The 670-nt window shown below is 36.1% G+C and carries 1 pseudogene; it reads left to right on the forward strand.

Annotated elements, in window-relative coordinates:
- Nucleotides 1-670 (forward strand): annotated as a pseudogene (locus HMPREF2701_RS01535) (helicase SNF2); the annotation flags it as partial.

The following is a 670-nucleotide window of genomic DNA, read 5'->3' on the forward strand; positions in this document are numbered from 1 at the left end:
AATACAATACACAAGTTTTGGGTGAATATGAGGTACGTAATTTTAATGGAGGAACCCTCAATGTTAAGGGAGTATCAGAAACATTAGCTACTGACATTATGGAAGCGTTAGAAAATGTGGAAGCACCTAAACAAATTGACAATTCTTTGAAAGCACCTGTTTTTATCCAAGAAGAAGTGGATAATTCGATCCCAAGTCGTATACGTGAGGACTTAGCGCTCTATTCTTTTGGATATGAGGGAAATCAAATTTATTACCGAGATACGCATGGCATTCGGAAAAGTTCAAAAGTAGACGAAATTAGTTATTATGTAGACGAGAAGGGAGAATTTAAAGCCTGGGACAGTTCTTTGTCTGAACATAAAATAGATCGATTCGTGCAACTTCATTTGACAGATGAGGAAGCACTAGATGTATACAAGTCAGAAGAAGCGAGTAAAAGAGGGAAATATAAGGGACTGTTCAAAAAAACTGTCTTTTATGAAAGTCCCTTATCGGATAAGGATATTAGTCGCATTAAGGGTATGGTTGATTTGAGAGAGACCTATCAAGCCTTAATTGAAATTCAACGTCATCCAGATTATAGTCAGTCTGATTTTCAGATATTACTTAGTAAACTCAATCGTGATTATGACCGTTTTGTAAGTCAATTTGGATACTTGAATGCCTC

Source organism: Streptococcus sp. HMSC077D04 (assembly GCF_001808785.1).
Classification (GTDB): Bacteria; Bacillota; Bacilli; order Lactobacillales; family Streptococcaceae; genus Streptococcus; species Streptococcus mitis_BX.